Source organism: Litorivivens sp. (assembly GCF_041625495.1).
Taxonomy (GTDB): Bacteria; Pseudomonadota; Gammaproteobacteria; order Pseudomonadales; family Spongiibacteraceae; genus Litorivivens.
In genome coordinates this window covers 1-19,050 of the sequence record NZ_JBFJTH010000067.1, presented here as the reverse complement: position 1 = coordinate 19,050, position 19,050 = coordinate 1, and the positions used below count along the sequence as shown (strand labels likewise).

The window sequence follows — 19,050 nt, the reverse complement described above, 5'->3', positions numbered from 1 at the left end:
CACTGGCTGCGCACTGCGCGCCCGGTAACCAGCTTTGCGCTGGAGCGGGTGTTGATGATGGCGCTATGGCTGGTTGGCGCCCAACAATTGTTGTGTCAGGGATTGCTTTCACTGTTTGCTAAGCCCAGCGAGCCACCGCCGGAGCCCTTGCAAGAGGGGATAAAACTAGTGTCGGATAACTCGGGCAAGAAAGCGGGGTGATGCCGTATAGCTGGACTGTTAGCCGCCGGCCAGTTTGACCTTATAGCCTTCTTTTTCCAGCAGTGCTTTCAGTGCCTGACGCTGATCACCTTGAAATTCCATGATCCCGTCTTTCACGCTGCCACCCGTGCTCAGCTTCTGACGGAGATTTTTCGCCAGCGATTTCAGGGCGTCGTCTGTGAGCGGTACACCACTTGCCAGAGTGACCCCCTTGCCTTTGCGACCTTTTGTTTCCCGGCTGATACGGACAATGCCATCGCCTGAGGGGATTGCTTGTTGCGCTTTGCAGCGGCAGGATGTTACCGGCTGATCGCACCCGGGGCAGATGCGGCCCTGCTCAGTCGAATATACGCGGCTCATAGCTATCTCTTGGTATTGTGGGTGTAATTGATTTTACGCTTTTCTTAATACGACTGCCCCTTGGGAACAAGTCCTTGTCTGGGGGCGGCACCTGCCTATAATGCGCAGCAGATTATGTGAAAACTCAATGGGAGCGGTGCGGTGACAGATTCACCAAAAGACAGTCAGCTGGCGGATCTGCAGATGCGGTACGCATTTCAGGAAGATTTATTGAACAGTCTGAACAGTACCATTGTGGAGCAGGGGCGTAGGCTTGACGATCTGGAGCAACGCTATAAGCGTTTGCAGCAGGCGTTCACAGCGTTGGCCGCCGACGTAGAGCAGTCGCGGCCTGTCACTAATGAGCGCCCCCCGCACTATTGAGCGCTAGCCGTTCAGTTCTCTCACATCTTCGGCCTGTGCACCTTTATCGCCTTGAGACAGGACGAATTCTACGCGTTGTCCTTCCTGCAGACTGCGGCGACCTTTGCCACGAATGGAGCGGAAGTGGACAAACACGTCGTCGCCGTTTTCGCGAGTGATAAAACCGTAGCCTTTATTGGCGTTAAACCATTTGACGCTACCGGTTTCACGTTGAGGTGTCATTTTTTCCATCATGACGGGCAGCCATGGGCTGACCAGAAATGAGGCGAGGCTTACCAGGAAGAAGCCTAAGAATGCAGTCAGGGCCGAGCTACTGAAAAGCGGCGCTGCGCTGGTGAGTTGCGCGATGACAGTCGCAATGGCGGCCAGAGCAGCGGCGGCGGCCAATTTAACGGTAAATACCATAGTTCTCTCTATAAAGTGTCAAAATTCAAGGTGTTAGCGCATTTCTCGATGGGCTGAAAAATGCGCGGCGCAAAGTTTACCACGTCAACGGAAGGGGCTCTAATCTGACGCATCAATTTCACAGTTTGGTGAGGCCGAAGCGGCGCTGGAGCAAGCGGTCTTGCAGGCGGTGTGGGAGCAGGCTGAGCAGATAGAGCTGATGAACCCCGGCGGCCACTTTGATATAGGGCTTGTCGGGCTGGTGCAAAGCGGCGTGGACAATACGCTGAGCTACCGATTCGGCTGGGCTCCCGTTTTTCTGCGAGAGCTCGGCGCGCTCACGGATATGATCCACGATTTTCTGGTAGCGGGAGCGCAGCGGGAAGGTCTTGTCGAGCTCTTCCCGCGCCGTCTGCCCGAAATTGCTGAGAATGCCGCCAGCCATGACGCATTGCACTTTGATACCCAGCGGTTCCAGTTCTCGGCGCATGGCGTCGTTCAGGCTGTGCAGGGCGCTCTTTGAGGCGCAGTAGCTACCTGCAAAGGGCGTGGTCAGATGGGCGGATACGCTGCCGATATTAACTACTGTGCCTGCTGTATCTTCCAGCTGGGGCAGCACCGCCTGGGCCAGTGCCAGAGGCGCTACTACATTGATATGCAGTTGTTGCTGTAGCGTTTGCCAGGGTACCTCGATGACTGGCCCCATCTGGCCGTAACCGGCGTTGTTAATCAGCAGGGATATTGGCCCAATGTCTTCGCGCCATTGGTTGGCGAGTGCGGGAAAAGTATCCGGCGCCGACAAATCCAGTGCGACAGGAAAGAGGTCGGGGTGGGAAAAGGGCAGAGTGTCAGCATTGCGGGAGGTCGCAATCACCCGCCAGCTTTGTGCAATCAGCTGTTTTGCCAGGGCCAGACCCAGTCCGGCGCCGCAGCCTGTCACCAGGGCGGTGGGTTTCATCGCGGTACCTTTCGAATGTTTGGGGTGACTACATTACCGCGATGGCACGCTTAGTGCGAGTCAGACCTTCGCCACATCTTCTGCCTGAAAGCCCTTGGGACCTTCCACCAGATTGAATTCTACTGTCTGACCTTCGTCGAGTGTTTTGTAGCCATCGCCGCGGATGGAGCGAAAATGCACAAAGACATCATCACCGGTTTCCTGGGAAATAAAACCAAAACCCTTGGCGTTGTTGAACCATTTAACGGTGCCGGTCATGCGATTACTCATGGAACTTCTCCAGATAGCAAACCCGATGCAACGGAAGGCCGCATCCCGCCGGGGCGGAATTATCAGTAGCAACAGGAGGTGGGGGCAGGAATGACTGCCAACTTCTTGGGCCGAGTATTCGGCGCTTTTTATTTTTATTGAGGTACACAGTACAGCGGACTAATTACCTACATTGCTGTTAATACTATAACTGTGTGTTTTGGCTGTCCAGACTTCAAAAAATCTTGTTGTGACAATTGCTTACAGGTCTGTAACCCATAGCGGCGACTACAGCGCCGCTATGGTGTCGTGTTGCTCGCGCATTTTCTGCAAGGATTGCTCCTGCGCGGCCAGCTTTTCTTTCTCTTTTTCGACAACCTCGGCCGGTGCCTTGCTAACAAACTTCTCGTTGCCGAGCTTGCCGGCCAGACGTTGCACTTCTTTTTCGAGGCGACCGATTTCTTTGGTCAGGCGGGCGAGTTCGGCGTCCTTGTCGATCAGATCCGCCATGGGTACCAGTAACTCCATGGCACCAACCAGCTGGGTGGCAGACATGGGTTTCTGGTCCTGTTCTGTCAGCACCGTGATGCTGTCGAGCTTGGCCAGCGTGGTCAAAAACTGGCGGTTTTCGTTGATGCGACGTTCGTCTTCGGCGCTGCAGTTGCTGAGCAGAACGGGAATCTGCTTGCCCGGAGGAATGTTCATTTCGCCGCGAATGGTGCGGATGGCGACGATGACCTCTTTCAGCCATTGCACATCGGCGGTCGCTTGCGGGTTGAGTTTCTCCGGTTCGGCTTCCGGGTAAGGCTGAAGCATGATGCTGTCGCCTTCTACGCCGGCAATAGGGGCGACCTTTTGCCAGATTTCTTCCGTGATAAAAGGCATAAACGGGTGTGCCAGGCGCAGCACGGCTTCCAGTACATTGATCAGAGTGCGGCGGGTGCCGCGCTTGGCTTCTGCGCTGGCGTTATCGTCCCACAGGACTGGCTTGGACAATTCCAGATACCAATCGCAGTATTCGTTCCAGACAAATTCATAAATAGCCTGTGACGCCAGATCAAAGCGGTATTGGGCCAGTGCCTTTTCAACAGCCGCTTCTGTTTCCTGCAGCTGCGAGATAATCCAGCGGTCAGCCAGACTCAATGCGACATCGCTGTCGATGCCGCAATCTTCGCCCTCGGTGTTCATCAGCACATAGCGAGCGGCATTCCACAGTTTGTTGCAAAAGTTGCGGTAGCCTTCCAGGCGCTTCATATCCCAATTGATGTCGCGACCGGTGGACGCCAGCGAGTAGAGCGTGAAGCGCAGGGCATCTGTACCGTGGGCGCTGATGCCCTCGGGAAAGGCCTTGCGGGTACGCTTACCGATTTTTTCGGCGAGCTGGGGCTGCATCATGTTGCCAGTGCGTTTCTCCACCAGATCGTCGAGTTCGATGCCATCGATCATATCCAGCGGGTCGAGTACGTTACCCTTGGACTTCGACATTTTCTGGCCGCTCTCGTCGCGGATTAGACCGGTGACGTAGACAGTTTTGAAGGGCACGTGGGGCGTGCCATCTTCGTCTTTCATAAAGTGCATGGTCATCATCGCCATGCGCGCCACCCAGAAGAAGATGATGTCAAAGCCGGTCACCAGCACATCGGTTGGGTGAAAGGTTTTCAGGCGTTCAGTGACTTCCGGCCAGCCCAGTGTGCCAAAGGTCCACAGGGCAGAGCTGAACCATGTGTCCAGTACATCTTCGTCCTGATTCAGCACCACATTGTCTGCCAGATTGTACTTGTTGCGGGCTTCTTCTTCGGTGCGCGCAACGTAGACATTGCCTTGTGTATCGTACCAAGCGGGAATACGGTGGCCCCACCAGAGCTGACGGGAGATGCACCAGTCCTGAATGTCGCGCATCCAGGAGAAGTACATGTTTTCATACTGTTTCGGGACAAACTGGATGCGCCCGTCTTCCACGGCTTCAATAGCTGGCTTGGCGAGGGTTTTGGCATCGACAAACCACTGGTCGGTGAGCAGCGGCTCTATAACCAGGCCCGAGCGATCACCGCGCGGCACCTTGAGTGTGTGTGGGTCTATTTTTTCCAGCAGACCTGCATTTTCGAAAGCGGCGACAATCTGTTTGCGTGCATCGTAGCGATCCAGGCCGGCGTAATCCGCGGGCAGGCTCGCGTCGAGCTCGGTATTTTCCGAACCATCGCTATTAAACACTTCGGCTGTGGCGCGAATGGCTGCATCGACTGTCATGATGTTTATCATGGGTAGGCGGTGACGCTGGCCAACCGCATAGTCGTTGAAATCGTGGGCGGGCGTAATTTTGACGCACCCGCTGCCAAACTCGCGATCGACATATTCATCGGCAATTATCGGGATGCGGCGATTAACCAGCGGCAGGGTGACGAATTTGCCGATCAGATCCGCATAGCGCTCATCCTTGGGGTTAACCGCAACGGCGGTGTCGCCCAACATGGTTTCCGGCCGTGTGGTCGCCACCACCAGGTAGTCTTTGCCGTCTGCGGTTTTAGCGTCGTCCGCCAGGGGATAACGGAAGTGCCATAGGTGACCCTGTTCTTCCTGATTCTCAACTTCGAGATCGGAAATGGCTGTGTGCAGTTTTGGATCCCAGTTAACCAGGCGCTTGCCGCGGTAGATCAATTGGTCTTCGTAGAGCCGGACAAAGACTTCCTGAACGGCCTTGTAAAAGCCATCGTCCATCGTGAAGCGTTCGTTGTCCCAATCGACTGAGGCGCCGAGGCGACGCAGTTGACGGGTAATGGTACCGCCTGACTCCGCTTTCCACTCCCAGACCTTTTCCAGAAACTTGTCGCGTCCGAGGTCGTGGCGGGTTTTGTTTTCTTCGTGGGCGAGTTTTCGCTCAACCACCATCTGGGTGGCGATACCGGCGTGGTCGGTACCTACTTGCCACAGGGTGTTGCGCCCTTTCATACGCTGGTAGCGGGTGAGCGCGTCCATAATGGAATCCTGGAACGCGTGGCCCATATGCAGGCTACCGGTCACGTTCGGCGGCGGAATCATAATGCAGTAGGATTCACCACTACCGGACGGGCGGAAATAACCGCTGTCTTCCCATTGCTTGCCCCAGTGGGCTTCGATTTTGCCTGGCTGAAATGTCTTGTCCATAAATCCGATGTGTGACAGCTGAGGGGCGATTGGGATTGCCCGGAATGAAAGGCGAACAATTATACTGGAATTGACTCGCGTCGCTAGGGCGCAACGCCAGTGATTAGGCGGCTATTTTGTGGGTATTGAGCGGATAACCGCGGTCTTTGTAGAACCGGTAGCGCTCGCGGCTGGGTGAAAGCCAGTCTGGTGCCTGGCAGACAATCTCGCCAAGTCGCGCAAATCGGCTGAAAAAATCAGGAATTTTCGGGGCAAAATTTATAAAAAGGTCGCCGCCTGCGGGCGGCTCCTGATCCCAGGCGACCACGATGCTTGCATGGCTATCAGCAGTTTTCAGGCTGTGAGGAACAAAGCTCTCTGGCGAAAAGCTCCACAACAAGTCATCTACGGCCTTGCCCTGCGCCGCATCGGCACAGTGCAGGTAAATACTCATGCCGCGTTTGTGTGCCTTTTCGGCAAGCCGGCAGCCATACAGGAGGGCGTCCTGCGGCTGCGCCGACTGCAGAATGTAAAAATCGACTTTGGTCATCGCGGGCTTTAGTTCGCGCAATCGAGCAGGTATTGCATCAGCAGTCCGACCGGACGACCGGTGGCTCCTTTCGGGGCGGACAGCCAGGCAGTGCCAGCAATATCAAGATGGGCCCAAGTCATATTCTTGGTGAATCGCGCCAGGAAACACGCGGCGGTCACGCTACCGGCTTCCGGGCCGCCGATGTTAGCGATATCGGCAAAGTTGGAGTCCAATTGATTCTGATACTCATCCCACAGTGGCATTTGCCAGGCGCGGTCGCCGCTGCGCTCTCCAGCATCGATCAGCTGTCGGGCAAAATCATCACTGTTGCTGTAAAGGCCTGTGGCATGCTTACCTAGGGCCACCACGCAGGCGCCGGTGAGGGTGGCAATATCAATGACGGTTGCAGGTTTAAAGCGCTCGGCGTAGGTGAGCGCGTCACACAGTACCAGGCGTCCTTCGGCATCGGTATTGAGTACTTCAATGGTCTGGCCAGACATGCTGGTCACCACATCGCCGGGTTTAGTCGCGCGGCCACTGGGCAGGTTCTCCGCTGCAGCAATAATCCCCACGACATTAATGGGCAGTTCGAGTTCAGTCACGGCTGTCATGGTGCCCATAACGCTGGCGGCGCCACACATGTCGAATTTCACCTCGTCCATTTTTGCGCCGGGTTTGATGCTAATGCCGCCACTGTCGAAGGTGATGCCTTTGCCGACCAGCACTCGGGGTTTGTCCGATTTCTTGCCACCGTGGTATTCCATCACAATCATTTTGGCGGGCTCGTCGGTGCCAGCCGTGACGGAGAGGAAGGAACCCATGCCCAGTTCACGCATTTTCTTTTCGTCGAGCACAGAAACCTTCAGTTTGTCGCTTTTGCGACCCAGTGCCTTGGCTTCTTTCGCGAGAAACGTGGGGGTGCAGTAGTTGCCGGGCAGGTTGCCGAGCTCGCGAGCGACGTTGATGCCGCGACCGATGCTTTGGCCTTGGGCCATTGCTTTGCGATTGGCGCTGTTCGCGCTAGCCAGCAATACCAGTTTTTTCAGCTTGGGATCCGGTTTCTTGCTCAGCGAGGCGGTGTACTGGTAATTGCTGGTTTCTGCGCCGCAGGCCAGACGGCGGATCTGGCTTTCTTCGCTCAATGTGCTCTGGTTCAGTAAAATCGCGGCATCGCCCAGCTTGTATTGTCGGATGGCCTTGAACATCGCCGTCGTAGCCTTGTCGAACACCTTTTCGTCCAGTAATTTTGCTTCACCAAGCCCAACCAGCAGCAGGCGCTCTGCGCTCAGGGTGTCGCACAGGGGCAGCAGGAAAGTCTGAGACGCTTTGCCCTCGAAGTCACCGCGTTTATGGATGCGATTGATCAGTTCGTTCAGCGCATCGTCGCCGCTGGGCTTTTTGAGATCGTCGCTGGTTAGCAAAACGACAAGGGCGGCAGATTTCTGACGGCTGGGAGAAGTCGGGGCTTTCAGGCTGATTTGCATGTTTGATCTCGCGAAGTCGGTCGAAAGTAAGGATAATGACACGTTTTAGTGGGCAGACAGTGTACTGCCTGCGATTCTTTCAGGAAAGTTGGGTCTAACGTTGATTCTTTATCGCTACATCACCAGCGAGTTGTTGAAATCGATGCTTGCGGTCACATTCACCTTGCTGGTGATCATCATGAGTGGCCGGCTGATCAAATATCTGGCAGATGTTGCCGCAGGTGAACTCGCACCTGACTTTCTGTTCCTCATCATGCTTTACCGCCTGCCCAACTTTCTGGAAGTGATTCTGCCGCTCGGTCTGTTTATTGGCATTCTGCTCAGTTATGGCCGTCTGTATGTGGATTCAGAGATCGCGGTGATGAATGCCTGCGGTATCAGTCGTCTGCAGCTGCTGCAACTGGCCACCGTGCCCATTCTACTGGTCACGGTAACTGTGGGTTTACTCAGCACCGTGGTGACGCCGGCAGGGATTCGCGCCTATGAGCGTCTGCTGGTGGAGAGTAAGGGTTCGGATGGTCTGAAAGCTGCGGTTGAGGGGCGGTTTCGGCTGGATCACAACAGCGGTCGGGTAACGTATATAGAAAAGCTGAACCGCGAAAATGACGGTATGTCAGGGGTGTTTATCGCGCAGCCGATGGAAACCGACGATGGCCGAATACTGGTGTCTGTCATTGGCGCGGATTCGGGGCTGTTTGATCGGGATGAGAAGACCGGCCAGCGCTATCTGCTGCTCGACAAGGGCGTTCGCTATGTTGGTCAACCCGGAGCCCTCGACTATCAGGTTGCCCGCTTTGAGCGGTATGGCCAGTGGCTGCAGGACGAGACCCAGTCGCGCGGGCGCAAAGCAGCTGACGGCAAAAGCACCCGCGAATTGTGGGAGTCTGAGCGCATTGATGACCGCGCAGCGCTGCAGTGGCGTATTTCGCTGGCACTGCTGGTGCCGGTGGTGGCGCTGTTGGCCGTGGCATTGAGCAAAACAGACCACCGCAGTGGCCGCTATGCGAAAATGTTTCCCGCCTTTCTTCTTTATATGGTGTACCTGATTGGTCTTAATGCCGGGCGCGAGGCCTTGGCGAGCGGTGAATTGGCCACTGTGCCGGGGCTCTGGGTGATTCACGCGGTGTTTCTGTTGCTGGGACTTCTCTTTTTGCTGGGGCCTGACTGGGTGCGGCGTATCACTGGGGTGAAACACTGATGTATAAGCTTGATGCCTATATTGGTCGAACCGTGGCAGCAGCAGTGATTATGGTGTTGCTGGTCATCGTCGGCATTGATCTGCTGACCACCCTGATCGACGAGCTGGAAGATCTTGAGGGTGACTATACCTTCGGCAGAGTTGTGCAGTACGTACTGCTGACCACGCCGAGCAGTTTGTTCGAATACCTGCCCTTTGCGGCTCTGGTTGGGTGTCTGGCAGGGCTGGGCTCACTGGCGGGCACCAGTGAGCTGGTGGTGATGCGCGCTGCCGGGATCAGTACTCGCCGTCTGGTGTGGGCGGTGCTCAAACCAACCATCCTGCTGACGCTGGCGGGTCTGGTGGTGGCGGAGTTTATAGCGCCGCGTTTCCAGCAGATCGCGGAAAGTGAGCGTGCCATCGCTTTGCAGGAAGAGGGTAAGGTGCATTCGCAGTACGGCATGTGGCACCGCGAGGGCAACCGCTATATGCATTTCAACGCGGTAGAAGCCGGTGGTGTATTGCACGGGGTGCTGGTTTACCAGTTTGGTGAGCAGCGCGAACTCGAAAGTGTCACCTTTGCTCGCCGTGCGAGCTTTACCGATGGTCAGTGGTGGTTGGAGGACGGTTCGCTATCGACCTTTAGCGCGGGCGGGGCCGAGCGAGAGGATTTTTCCCAGCGCGATTGGGATACGGAGTTAACGCCACAGCTGTTGAATTTGCTGGCGCTGGAACCGGCTGATCTGTCCATCAGCGGCATCTGGCGTTACGCTAATTACTTGCAAGATCAGGGCCTGAGTGGCGCGGAGTACGAGCTCGCCTTCTGGCAGAAAATACTGCAACCGGTTGCCATCATCGCGCTGGTGCTGGTAGCCATCTCTTTTGTGTTCGGGCCCCTGCGTCAGGTAACAATGGGGTTTCGGGTGTTTACCGGGGTGATGGTCGGTATCGTGTTTCGCACGCTGCAGGATATGCTGGGGCCGGCCAGTTTGGTGTTTGGGTTTGAACCGCTGGTGGCAACCTTGATACCGATCAGCCTTTGCATGCTGTTTGGCGTGGCAATGATGATGCGTCGGGTCTGAGCCCTAGGCGTCAGCCCTTAGCCTTCTTCGGCAAGCGCAATACCCTTGTCCCAGACAGGCGGTCATGCCAGCTGCAATTATCGCGATCAATCCACACCCACCAGTAGCCGAGAAAGCCCGGCGCCATTGAAATGATAGCGGTCAGGCAGCGCACGATGCATTGACCCCAGCCGGGCTTGCCGCCACTGCTTGCCTGAACCTGAATACGCCAAGCCTGCATGCCTAGCGTCTGGCCATTTTTGCGCCAGAACAGGGTGTAAAAGCCAACTACCACCATCACCAGATAGACCTGAAAACCGAGACCTCCTAGCAGAGGATCTGCCTCGTGCATGACTTTGCTACTGGCTTCGGGAATATTAGGGTCGAGCTTGCCGGTAACCACCACGGCCACCAGTGTTGCCAGGCATAGCAGTGCGAACAGCAACATGCCGTCGTAGACCATGGCCATAATGCGTGGCAGTACGCCGGCCGGAGGAAGTTGCGAAGAGTTGGCGTTGTCTGGCATCTGGTGATGTTTCCCGCAGAATTTTGGCGCGCATTGTAGCATCTGCTTCGCTTACTATCCTGTAATGCCGAGGACGCAGCGCTGACACACGCAGTGGATAGTGCTAATCTCGCCTGAACTCGGGCTCTGGCATCACAATAAACTGGACGTGCGAAACATAGCCCGCACCAATAAGACCAAACAGGATTTGCTCATGCGTGTTCTGGTAATCGAAGACGACGCCAGTGTGGCGGATTATATTGTCAAAGGCCTCAAGGAAAGCGGCTACAGCGTCGATCACGCGGCCGATGGCAAGCAGGGGCTGGTTAAGGCAACCACCGAAAACTACGATGTCGCCATTATCGATCGAATGCTACCCCATGTGGATGGCCTGACCATCATCCAGACGCTGCGCGCGTCAAACAACGCCACACCGGTGTTAATACTCAGTGCCCTGGGTGACGTGGATGATCGGGTCAAGGGGCTAAAAGCCGGAGGCGACGACTATCTGGTAAAACCGTTCGCGTTCGCTGAGCTGCTCGCTCGTATCGAAGCGGTGCTGCGCCGTCAGGAATCCACAGCCACGCAAACCCGCCTGAAAGTAGGCGATCTGGAAATGGATCTATTGGCACATAAGGTTACCCGCGCAGGTGAAATATTTAACCTGCAGCCGCGCGAATACAAATTGCTGGAATACCTGATGCGTCATGCCGGTCAGGTGGTGACTCGCACCATGTTGCTGGAAAATGTCTGGGATTATCATTTTGATCCACAGACCAATGTTATTGATGTTCATATCAGCCGCTTGCGCCAGAAAATAGACAAGGGATTTGATAAACAGCTGCTGACCACTGTGCGTGGCGCCGGATATATGCTGGATGATCCTCAGTAAGGTATTCAACAGCTTTACCTTCCGCTTCATGTCCGGCTATGTGGTCGGACTCAGCATCACGGTTTTTCTCGTGGTTGCGGTCATTTATACGCTGATCTCCCGCGATTACTTTACCCAGGTTCACAGTACCATTCAGGAAGAGCTCGATGCCCTCACCGAAACCTATAGGGAAGGCGGGGCACGGGCGGTGGATGAATTTGTTGAAGTGCACGCCGGGCCAGATCGTCTGATCCGGTTTTTCTTTCTGGTGGTGGATGAAGATTACCAGCCCATCGCCGGGAACCTGGATCGTTGGCCCGATCCGCGCCAGTACCGCGATGGCTGGATGGGCTTTGATATGAAGCTGCTATCGGGTGACTGGGACGAAGTGGGGACTGAATTTGTGGCCCGGTCCCGCACGCTGCCTACGGGCGAAACGGTGATGGTGGCGCGTCATTACGCCGATGTTATCAATAGCGCGAAACTGGTCAGCGGTGTGCTGACGCGTTCCATGCTGGTGACGATTGTACTGGGGACCATCGGCGGCGCCTTCGTTGCCGGGCGATTGGTCACACGCATCGATCAGATGAACCAAAGTCTCAATCGTATTATGTCTGGCGATCTGAGTGAGCGTATTGCAATTCACGACAGTCACGGCGATTTCCGGCGTCTGGGCGAGAACCTGAACAAAATGCTCGACAAGATAGAGCAGCTGATGCTGGGTATGCGTCAGGTATCCGACAACATTGCGCACGACCTGCGTACCCCGCTAACCCGGCTACGAAATCGCCTTTCAGACCTGCAGCAGGGTACGGATCAACCGGAAAAAGTGCAGGAGCTGATTGATGAGGCTGACGGCCTGCTCGCCACATTTAGCGCCTTGTTGCGCATCGCACAGGTAGAATCTGGCAATCCCCGAGCGGGTTTCAGTTCGGTTGATCTCAAAACCATTCTGCTGGATGTAATTGAACTCTATGAACCGCTGGCTTGTGACAAATCGCAGAAACTTGATGCTGATCTCGCAACCGTGGCGACCTTTCAGGGGGATAGAAACCTGCTGTTTCAGGCGGTCGCCAACCTGGTCGACAATGCCATCAAATACACGCCTGCGACAGGTATTGTCAGTGTCCGCCTCTGGGAACAGCAGGATCAGTATCTCGTAGAAATTGCCGACAGCGGCCCCGGTGTTCCGCCTGCAGAGCGAGAAAAAGTGTTGCAACGCTTTTATCGGGTGGAAGCAAGCCGCAGTGAGCAACCGGGCAATGGCCTTGGCCTGAGCTTGGTTAACGCGGTAGTCAAGCTTCATGGCGGCAGTGTCCAGCTCGCCGACAATTTCCCCGGTCTCCGGGTTACCCTTCGATTTCCCCTGCATAACTGAACGGTTACGCCGCACAACTTCTTGAATTCCAAAGTATTTATAAATGTTATAAGAGTAATTACCGATTGTGGGCTTTTGGCCCCTTGCGCACGATAGACGTCGAAGCTGCACGGCGTATGACGGCTGTTCGGCTGTAAAGCGCATCAGGGTTGGTTGTTAGCCGCAATATCCCTCGTGTAAGCAGAATTACATCGCTGCTCAGGCTGCGTAGGGAAATTTAATGAGTAATTTGTCCAGCGACGCGTTGGTGTTTGCCGATGAGGGGATAGTTTCTGAAAGAGAGCCTCCTGATTGTGCTGGCCCGTGGAAAATACTGTTGGTCGACGACGAGCCGCAGGTTCATGCAGTGACAGAGCTGAGTCTGCGCGATGTGGAGGTGCACGGCCGTCCCCTGTCATTCCTGCACGCCTACACAGGCAAAGAATCCATCGAAGTGATGCGACGGGAACCGGATATCGCCATGGTCTTGATGGATGTGGTGATGGAAACCGAGCACGCAGGGCTGGAGGCTGTTGACCGTATTCGGGGAGAGCTCAACAACTCGGATGTGAGGGTTATTTTACGCACGGGTCAGCCTGGCCAGGCGCCTGAGCGCGAAGTGGTGGCGCGCTACGACATCAACGACTACAAAGAGAAGACAGAACTCACCGCCAGTAAAATGCATACGTTGGTTTACACCAGCTTGAGCCACTATAGAGAGTTGGTGGCTTTGAAGCAGAATCGCGAGGGGCTGGAAAAGGTCATCGAAGCCTCGGGCTCGCTATTTGAAAGCTCCTCTCTCGTGCAGTTTGCTCGCGGTGTCTTGAAACAGTTGTCGGCACTGCTCTATGCCAATGACGACACGGTGATGGTGCGAGGCGTTGCGGTTGGAGCCGATATCGAAACTGGCCCGGAGCTGGTTATCACGGCGAGTTCTAACGACGATTCTATGGTGGGTGAGCGTATCGAGGACGTTCTACCTCAGAAAGTGGTAGCGCGGATTCGGCGCTCACTGGACACCAATGAGCCCTATTTCGGCGACGGCTACTTCACTGTATTTTTCAAGACATCTGCCGGTGCCCAGCACGTGGTCTACATGACGAGCGATGCGGAATTTTCCGTGTCGGACCATCGATTGGTAGCCCTGTTTTGTCGCAATGTGGGCGTGGCTTTTGAAAACCACAGCGTAAATCAGGAAATGTTGAGCAGTCAGCGCAAACTGGTTTTGATGCTCAGCGCGGTGGTCGAAGAGCGCTCGCCGGAATTGAAAAACCACGTTGTCAGGGTGTCCGAGTACGCCAAGATAATTGGTCGCAACCTCAACCTCAGCGCGTTGGAACTGGAAGAGCTCGAGTTGTCAGCCGCTATGCATGATGTTGGCAAAATCTCTATCCCCGACGTGATTTTGAATAAGCCGGGACGATTTACCCCGGAAGAGCGTATTCTTATGCAGGATCACGTCGCCCGGGGAGAGGCTATCCTGGATAGCCAACACAGTTCTTTGCTCCAAAGTGCCCGTCGTGTCGTGGGTACACACCATGAGCGTTGGGACGGCAAGGGATACCCGCGACAGCTTTCGGGCAAGGATATCCCCCTGTTTGGCAGGATAACATCCGTAGCTGATGTGTTTGATGCCCTGAGTACCCCGAGGGTTTACAAGGAGCCATGGCCTGTCGATACGGTCTTTGACTATCTGCGCGAGCACCGCGGTTCTCAATTTGACCCGGAATTGGTTGATATCTTTCTGGCCAATCGCGATGCCGTCATGGACGTATTCGCGAAATACCACAGTTAGTCTGTCGCAAGCCCGCCGAACCATTTAGGTAAACGGGTTCAATTCCTCCAGCTTAATGTGCGAGGTATCCGGTGCAGGCGGCGGTGGTGGGCCCGCTTGGCCGAGCTGTGCGCCGGGCTCGTCCAACGTCAGCTTGCTGGTGTCGGGAGCCAATTTCTGCCTCTTGTCTGGCAGTGTTTCTATTTCTACTCCCGGCGGCGCCAGGCCAAAATCTGGTGGCTCAATGATTGGCGCTGACGTATTGGCGCTGCCTTGCCAGGGTTCGGGATCTGCCAGTGCAATGCCTGACAGATCAACTTCCACTTCCTCCACTACCGGCCGTTCCTCTTCGCGCAATACCGGTGTGCCTTCCGGTGCCAGGTCCAGTGAGCCTGTCAGAGTCTCTTGAGCGCTGTTTCCAACTGTCGCCTGGCTGGGCGTGGCAGGAGCTTCGGTACTGCCAGCAGAGCCAGCGGTATCGGAGCTGGTAACTGGTTTGGCAATCGTCTGCAGACCGGCTTTGGTGAGTGCCGCTTTAAACTTGCGCGCGGCTTCTCCCTGCACGGCTTTCTTGATGCGGTGCGGCTTGCCATCGACCAACTGCGCGGCCTTCTCCGGGCTGGTTTTGAACAGTTGGGCAACGCGCTGGGCGGCCAGCTCCGGGCCTACGCCGTCCAGCAGTTTGCCGGTGATGATGATGTCGTAGAGGGCTTCACTCATGGCCATAACCTGCGTTTTCTTACAACTTAGCAGAGACTGCGGGGCAATGTTAAGATAAGCACCTCATTCTACTCAAAATTACGCCCCTAATGGACGCCGAAACGCTGCCCACCAAGTTTGCCAAGTCGCTGCTGACGCTCGTGGATGAGCGCGGTTATGACTATCGGTCGATCCTTGATCTGTCAGGTATAGACTTCAACCCCATGGATTCCCGTGCCCCCGGGTATCGTTCACAGATAACGGCGATGCAATATTCGCGTCTCTATCAGCAGGTGTTGAGCCTGCTGCAGGACGAAACCTTTGGACTGCTGCAGGGCAGTGGGGTTACGCCGGGTGCCTTCCGTATGATGTGCTACTGCATATTGGGCTGTGACAATCTGGGGAAGGCGGTTAAGCGGGCTTGCGAATTCTATCGCACATTCTTTCGCAACGAGGCGCAGATCAGTTTTCGCCGTGAGGGCGCGCTGGCGGCGGTGGGTTACAGTGGTGCACGCGATCGGTCGTTGGCCGAAACCGAGGTGGAGGCTGCCGATATTTACGGCCTGTCGGTGTGGCACCGCTTTTACTGTTGGTTGATTGGCACACCTATTGAGTTGACCCAGGTACATTTTGCGCGGTGTGCGCCCGCGCAACCTGAGCGGCGCCAAAAGTACGAACGGCTTTTTGGTTGCACGGTGCTGTTTGCTCAGGAGCGCGATGAAATTCGCTTTGATCAGCGCTATCTGGAATACCCGCTGGTACAAACGGAAGATTCCCTTAAAAAGTTTCTGAAAACTGCACCCTATCCGCTGATGGTGCTGTCCAATGGCCGTGACGACAGCAGCCTTGTGGCGCGGGTTAGAGCCATGATCGGCCATGACTTCAGTCAGGGTTCCCCGAACTTTGATCGCATCACCAGGTCGTTAAACATGTCGGCACCTACGCTGCGCCGACGACTCAAAAAAGAGGGCACCAGCTTTCAGATCCTTAAAGATGAATGCCGTCGGGACGCTGCCATCAACTACCTCAGCAACTCCGAACTTTCCATTAATGCCATCGCTGCCCTGATGGGTTTTACCGACCCCAGCGCTTTTCACCGTTGTTTCAAAAAGTGGACGGGTATGACCCCGGGTGAATTCCGGCAGCGCGAGCGGCGTGAAGCAATCTAGCTTCATAGTGACCTAATAAAATTCGTAACCTACTGTATTTAAAGGTGTTATACAGCCTTTGCCAGTCTGATTGACCGCTATTGTTATTGTCTTTCCACCGCGCAGGGTTAGATTGTGCACGCTAAATAGCGGGCCACCGCCCGTCGCTGTCAAAACTGCACACAGGAATCACTATGGCTACCGAAGCATTTATTTACGACGCGATCCGTACGCCGCGGGGTAAGGGCAAGAAAGGCGCAGGTTCGCTTTACGAAGTGAAGCCAATCGATCTGGTTACCAATCTGCTGGAAACGCTGAAAACCCGGCTTGATCTGGATACCACCCAGGTTGAGGATTTTATTCTGGCCACTGGTGAGCCTGTGGGTGAACAGGGCCAGGATTTGGCCAAGGCTGCGCTGGTGTATTCCAGCTGGGACGATGTCACAACCGGTGCCCAGTTGCATCGCTTCTGCGCGGGCGGTCTGGATGCAGTGAATATGGCGGCGGCAAAAGTAGCCTCCGGTTACGAAGATATGGTGGCTGCGGGCGGCGTTGAGTCTATGTCTCGTTTAGGTATTGGCGCTTCTGGCGGCGCTACCGGTGACCCCTGGGTGGCGATGAAAAGCTACTTTATCTCTCAGGGGCTGGGTGCCGATATGCTGGCCACGCTGGACGGTTTTACCCGCGAAGATGTTGATGCGTATGCGGTGCGTTCACAACAGCGCGCGGCCGCAGCACGCGACAATGGCTACTTCAAATCCATTGTGCCGGTTAAAGATCTCAATGGGGTCACCATTCTCGATCACGATGAGTTCATTCGCCCTGATACTTCCATGGAAGGTCTGGCCAAGCTCAAGCCGTCGTTCCAGATGTTCAATGATTTCGGCCACGGCGGTGTTGCCAAGCTGAAATACCCACAGCTGGAGAATATCAACTGCATTCATACGCCAGGTAACTCGTCTGGCATCGTAGATGGTGCCGGCCTGGTGCTGATAGGCAATGAACAGGCGGGCAAAGCGCAGGGCCTCACGCCGCGAGCGCGCATTGTTTCCTGCGCGCTGGTGGGTACCGAGCCGACCATCATGTTGTCGGGTCCCGCGCCGGCAACTGAAAAAGCCTTGAAGAAGGCTGGACTGACGGTAGATGACATCGACCTGTTTGAATTGAATGAAGCATTTGCTTCTGTGGTGCTGCGCTATCAGAAAGTGCTCGGCATTCCCGATGAAAAAATTAACGTGAACGGTGGCGCGATTGCCATGGGGCACCCGATTGGCGCGACCGGCGCAATGATTCTTGGCACGCTGCTGGACGAACTGGAGCGCCGTGATCTCAAACGAGGGGTCTGCACTCTGTGTGCCGGCGGTGGCATCGGTATCGCAACAATCATCGAGCGCGTTTAACTAAGTTTTTGTGGGGGCGGGTCCTACTCGCGAACATTCGCCTTAAAGGCCGGCTCCTGCACGAAAGAGAGATTGAAACAATGGGATATATTCGTTTAGAAAAAGACAGTGATGGCATTGTCGAGCTGATTTTCGACCAGCCGGGTAAAACCGTAAATACCATGGGTATGGAATATGATGAAGCCATGCGTGCTGCGGTTACTGAATTACAGGGCATGGTCGCCCAGGGCGGTGTGACTGGTATTTATGTTCGCAGTGGCAAGCCCGGCCAGTTCTTTGCCGGTGGTGACATCAAAGAAATGCTGGAAATGGACCTTAATCCCAGCGAAGAGAAGAAAGCCGAAATGTACCAGGGCATCATGGCAACCAAGGCGCCCCTGCGTACGCTTGAAACCCTGGGTGTTCCAGTTGCGGTGGGTATCAACGGTCCATCGCTCGGTGGCGGCTTTGAAATTTCAATGGCGTGCCATTATCGCGTGGCGGTAAAAGGAGTGCAGGTCGGTTTGCCAGAGGCGATGATCGGTCTTATGCCAGGCGCCGGTGGCGTTGTGCGTATGACCTACATGGTCGGCATGCAGGAAGCCATTGGTTTGATCAGTCAGGGCAAGCGCCTGACAACTGAAAAAGCGCAGGCCAAGGGACTTATTGACGAGCTGGTTGATTCCGAAGAAGAACTGGCAGCAAAAGCCAAAGCCTGGATCAAAGCCAATCCGGAGGCGAAGCAGCCCTGGGACAGTGACGGCTACAAAATGCCGGGCGGTGGTCCAACCGATGAGGCCAACCAGGGGCTTACCTTTTTTGGTCCGTCGAATGTGATGGTACAAACTAAAAACCTGATGCCGGCGCAGAATGCCATTTTCGCTTGCGTTGTGGATTGTGCGCGTGTCGATTTCGATACAGCGCAGAAAATCGAAGGCCGTTACTTCCTGCATCTGCTGCTGAATCAGGTGTCGCGCAACATGATGACGGCGTTCTTCGTGCAAATGGAAGCGTTGAACAAAGGAGCCAGTCGCCCGAGCGGTGTCGAAAAAACCAGTGTTAAAAAGCTGGGTATTCTTGGTGCCGGGCAGATGGGAGCGGGGATTGCTACCGTGGCTGCGCAGAAAGGTATTGAGGTTGTATTGAAAGATATCAGCCTGGCTAATGCTGAAAAAGGCAAGGCCTATGCCGAGAACTTCTACAACAAGCGCATTGAGAAGAAACGCCTGACTGAAGAAGTGAAGAATGAATGCCTTGCTCGTATCAAGGCGACTGAAGACTACGCCGACATGGCGGATTGCGATCTGGTGATTGAAGCCGTGTTCGAGGATCGTAAGATCAAGGCGGCGGTTACCAAAGACACTGAAGCCGTCCTGAAAGCTGACGGTGTGTTTGCATCCAATACGTCTGCGTTGCCGATTACTGAAT

General features: G+C 55.2%; 19 protein-coding genes. 10 read left to right on the top strand and 9 right to left on the bottom strand.

Features of this window, described 5'->3' with window-relative positions:
- A partial coding sequence (locus ABYP39_RS09645; RefSeq protein ID WP_372782285.1) for a hypothetical protein occupies positions 1 to 201 on the top strand: 201 nt, incomplete at its 5' end.
- Positions 202 to 219: 18 nt separating this feature from the next.
- Here ABYP39_RS09645 and ABYP39_RS09640 read toward each other — a convergent pair.
- A complete protein-coding gene (locus ABYP39_RS09640; RefSeq protein ID WP_372782283.1) occupies positions 220 to 561 on the bottom strand; it encodes a translation initiation factor Sui1 in 342 nt (113 codons plus the stop codon).
- 141 nt (positions 562 to 702) lie between these two features.
- On the opposite strand from ABYP39_RS09640, the gene ABYP39_RS09635 reads away from it, so the two are divergent.
- Entirely contained in the window at positions 703 to 924 is a 222-nt protein-coding gene (locus ABYP39_RS09635) for a SlyX family protein (protein WP_372782281.1), read from the top strand.
- 3 nt (positions 925 to 927) lie between these two features.
- Here ABYP39_RS09635 and ABYP39_RS09630 read toward each other — a convergent pair whose 3' ends face one another.
- The 6 genes from ABYP39_RS09630 to ABYP39_RS09605 form a co-directional block, all read right to left on the bottom strand.
- The gene (locus tag ABYP39_RS09630) at positions 928 to 1,329 is read right to left on the bottom strand and encodes a cold-shock protein (RefSeq protein WP_372749251.1); all 402 of its coding nucleotides are present in this window, start codon (positions 1,327 to 1,329) and stop codon (positions 928 to 930) included.
- A 118-nt stretch (positions 1,330 to 1,447) separates the two neighbouring features.
- Positions 1,448 to 2,266, bottom strand: a complete 819-nt coding sequence (locus ABYP39_RS09625; RefSeq protein WP_372782279.1) for an SDR family NAD(P)-dependent oxidoreductase — start codon at positions 2,264 to 2,266, stop codon at positions 1,448 to 1,450.
- 60 nt (positions 2,267 to 2,326) lie between these two features.
- Positions 2,327 to 2,536, bottom strand: coding sequence for a cold-shock protein (locus tag ABYP39_RS09620; RefSeq protein ID WP_372750503.1), 210 nt, complete (start codon positions 2,534 to 2,536; stop codon positions 2,327 to 2,329).
- A gap of 267 nt (positions 2,537 to 2,803) precedes the next feature.
- Positions 2,804 to 5,656, bottom strand: coding sequence for a valine--tRNA ligase (locus ABYP39_RS09615; protein ID WP_372782277.1), 2,853 nt, complete (start codon positions 5,654 to 5,656; stop codon positions 2,804 to 2,806).
- Positions 5,657 to 5,759: 103 nt separating this feature from the next.
- Positions 5,760 to 6,185 (bottom strand): DNA polymerase III subunit chi, encoded by a 426-nt coding sequence (locus ABYP39_RS09610; protein ID WP_372782275.1) that lies wholly within the window; start codon positions 6,183 to 6,185, stop codon positions 5,760 to 5,762.
- A gap of 8 nt (positions 6,186 to 6,193) precedes the next feature.
- Complete coding sequence (locus ABYP39_RS09605) at positions 6,194 to 7,651, bottom strand: leucyl aminopeptidase (RefSeq protein ID WP_372782273.1); 1,458 nt, start codon at positions 7,649 to 7,651, stop codon at positions 6,194 to 6,196.
- 100 nt (positions 7,652 to 7,751) lie between these two features.
- Between ABYP39_RS09605 and lptF the strand changes: the two genes are divergently transcribed.
- Positions 7,752 to 8,849, top strand: coding sequence for an LPS export ABC transporter permease LptF (lptF, locus tag ABYP39_RS09600; RefSeq protein ID WP_372782271.1), 1,098 nt, complete (start codon positions 7,752 to 7,754; stop codon positions 8,847 to 8,849).
- A complete protein-coding gene (lptG, locus tag ABYP39_RS09595; RefSeq protein ID WP_372749630.1) occupies positions 8,849 to 9,910 on the top strand; it encodes an LPS export ABC transporter permease LptG in 1,062 nt (353 codons plus the stop codon). Before lptF ends, lptG begins: the two co-directional genes overlap by 1 nt.
- 10 nt (positions 9,911 to 9,920) lie before the next feature.
- On the opposite strand, the gene ABYP39_RS09590 is transcribed toward lptG, so the two are convergent.
- Positions 9,921 to 10,415, bottom strand: coding sequence for an RDD family protein (locus ABYP39_RS09590; RefSeq protein ID WP_372749631.1), 495 nt, complete (start codon positions 10,413 to 10,415; stop codon positions 9,921 to 9,923).
- Between the two features lie 193 nt (positions 10,416 to 10,608).
- Here ABYP39_RS09590 and ABYP39_RS09585 point away from each other — a divergent pair, with 193 nt between their 5' ends.
- The 3 genes from ABYP39_RS09585 to ABYP39_RS09575 all read left to right on the top strand — a co-directional run bounded on the left by ABYP39_RS09585 (position 10,609) and on the right by ABYP39_RS09575 (position 14,417).
- Positions 10,609 to 11,286: a response regulator transcription factor gene (locus ABYP39_RS09585; protein ID WP_372749632.1), complete on the top strand. Its 678-nt coding sequence runs from the start codon at positions 10,609 to 10,611 to the stop codon at positions 11,284 to 11,286.
- Positions 11,273 to 12,643 carry an ATP-binding protein gene (locus ABYP39_RS09580; RefSeq protein WP_372759587.1) on the top strand — a complete coding sequence of 457 codons (1,371 nt, stop codon included), beginning with the start codon at positions 11,273 to 11,275 and terminating at the stop codon, positions 12,641 to 12,643. The genes ABYP39_RS09585 and ABYP39_RS09580 overlap by 14 nt, the downstream gene beginning before the upstream one ends.
- Before the next feature lie 220 nt (positions 12,644 to 12,863).
- Positions 12,864 to 14,417, top strand: a complete 1,554-nt coding sequence (locus ABYP39_RS09575; RefSeq protein ID WP_372782269.1) for an HD domain-containing phosphohydrolase — start codon at positions 12,864 to 12,866, stop codon at positions 14,415 to 14,417.
- Positions 14,418 to 14,441: 24 nt separating this feature from the next.
- On the opposite strand, the gene ABYP39_RS09570 is transcribed toward ABYP39_RS09575, so the two are convergent.
- On the bottom strand, positions 14,442 to 15,116 hold the full coding sequence (locus tag ABYP39_RS09570) for a hypothetical protein (RefSeq protein ID WP_372782267.1): 675 nt from the start codon (positions 15,114 to 15,116) through the stop codon (positions 14,442 to 14,444).
- Positions 15,117 to 15,205: 89 nt separating this feature from the next.
- On the opposite strand from ABYP39_RS09570, the gene ABYP39_RS09565 reads away from it, so the two are divergent.
- The 3 genes from ABYP39_RS09565 to ABYP39_RS09555 all read left to right on the top strand — a co-directional run.
- Positions 15,206 to 16,264: an AraC family transcriptional regulator gene (locus ABYP39_RS09565; protein ID WP_372749051.1), complete on the top strand. Its 1,059-nt coding sequence runs from the start codon at positions 15,206 to 15,208 to the stop codon at positions 16,262 to 16,264.
- Positions 16,265 to 16,437: 173 nt separating this feature from the next.
- On the top strand, positions 16,438 to 17,643 hold the full coding sequence (locus ABYP39_RS09560) for an acetyl-CoA C-acetyltransferase (RefSeq protein ID WP_372758695.1): 1,206 nt from the start codon (positions 16,438 to 16,440) through the stop codon (positions 17,641 to 17,643).
- An 80-nt stretch (positions 17,644 to 17,723) separates the two neighbouring features.
- The coding region (locus ABYP39_RS09555; RefSeq protein WP_372782265.1) for a 3-hydroxyacyl-CoA dehydrogenase NAD-binding domain-containing protein at positions 17,724 to 19,050 on the top strand (1,327 nt) is incomplete at its 3' end.

Bases quoted from the DNA above. Each gene is read 5' to 3' on its own strand.
- ABYP39_RS09640 (WP_372782283.1), bottom strand. From the start codon at position 561: ATGAGCCGCGTATATTCGACTGAGCAGGGCCGCATCTGCCCCGGGTGC.
- ABYP39_RS09630 (WP_372749251.1), bottom strand. From the start codon at position 1,329: ATGGTATTTACCGTTAAATTGGCCGCCGCCGCTGCTCTGGCCGCCATT.
- ABYP39_RS09625 (WP_372782279.1), bottom strand. From the start codon at position 2,266: ATGAAACCCACCGCCCTGGTGACAGGCTGCGGCGCCGGACTGGGTCTG.
- ABYP39_RS09620 (WP_372750503.1), bottom strand. From the start codon at position 2,536: ATGAGTAATCGCATGACCGGCACCGTTAAATGGTTCAACAACGCCAAG.
- ABYP39_RS09615 (WP_372782277.1), bottom strand. From the start codon at position 5,656: ATGGACAAGACATTTCAGCCAGGCAAAATCGAAGCCCACTGGGGCAAG.
- ABYP39_RS09610 (WP_372782275.1), bottom strand. From the start codon at position 6,185: ATGACCAAAGTCGATTTTTACATTCTGCAGTCGGCGCAGCCGCAGGAC.
- ABYP39_RS09605 (WP_372782273.1), bottom strand. From the start codon at position 7,651: ATGCAAATCAGCCTGAAAGCCCCGACTTCTCCCAGCCGTCAGAAATCT.
- lptG (WP_372749630.1), top strand. From the start codon at position 8,849: ATGTATAAGCTTGATGCCTATATTGGTCGAACCGTGGCAGCAGCAGTG.
- ABYP39_RS09590 (WP_372749631.1), bottom strand. From the start codon at position 10,415: ATGCCAGACAACGCCAACTCTTCGCAACTTCCTCCGGCCGGCGTACTG.
- ABYP39_RS09585 (WP_372749632.1), top strand. From the start codon at position 10,609: ATGCGTGTTCTGGTAATCGAAGACGACGCCAGTGTGGCGGATTATATT.
- ABYP39_RS09580 (WP_372759587.1), top strand. From the start codon at position 11,273: ATGATCCTCAGTAAGGTATTCAACAGCTTTACCTTCCGCTTCATGTCC.
- ABYP39_RS09575 (WP_372782269.1), top strand. From the start codon at position 12,864: ATGAGTAATTTGTCCAGCGACGCGTTGGTGTTTGCCGATGAGGGGATA.
- ABYP39_RS09570 (WP_372782267.1), bottom strand. From the start codon at position 15,116: ATGAGTGAAGCCCTCTACGACATCATCATCACCGGCAAACTGCTGGAC.
- ABYP39_RS09565 (WP_372749051.1), top strand. From the start codon at position 15,206: ATGGACGCCGAAACGCTGCCCACCAAGTTTGCCAAGTCGCTGCTGACG.
- ABYP39_RS09560 (WP_372758695.1), top strand. From the start codon at position 16,438: ATGGCTACCGAAGCATTTATTTACGACGCGATCCGTACGCCGCGGGGT.